Origin of the sequence: Pseudomonas sp. HMSC066A08 (assembly GCF_001813025.1) — a bacterium.
Taxonomy (GTDB): domain Bacteria; phylum Pseudomonadota; class Gammaproteobacteria; order Pseudomonadales; family Pseudomonadaceae; genus Pseudomonas; species Pseudomonas aeruginosa.
On sequence record NZ_KV811359.1, the window covers coordinates 1 to 378 of the forward strand.

Annotated in this window: 1 pseudogene; it reads left to right on the forward strand. The window is 70.9% G+C overall.

From position 1 onward, the window contains the following. Positions 1–287, forward strand: a pseudogene (gene phzG / locus HMPREF2886_RS27335) (phenazine biosynthesis FMN-dependent oxidase PhzG); the annotation flags it as partial. Positions 288–378 lie beyond the last annotated feature (91 nt).

Genomic DNA, 378 nt, shown 5'->3' on the forward strand with positions numbered 1-378 from the left:
CCGACGAGCGCGCCGACGCCCAGTGGCTGAGCCGCCCGTACCAGACCCACCCGATGTCGATCGCCTCGCGGCAGAGCGAAACCCTCGCCGACATCCACGCCCTGCGCGCCGAAGCCCGGCGCCTGGCGGAAACCGACGGCCCGCTGCCGCGCCCGCCGGGCTACTGCCTGTTCGAACTGTGCCTGGAGTCGGTGGAATTCTGGGGCAACGGCACCGAGCGGCTGCACGAGCGCCTGCGCTACGACCGCGACGAAGGAGGCTGGAAGCACCGCTACCTGCAACCGTGACGATGCCGTTGCGCCGGCGTTTCACGGCGGATATGCGTACCGCGGCCCCGGAGTCGGGCCGTAGGGCGAATAACGCCACCGGCGTTATCCG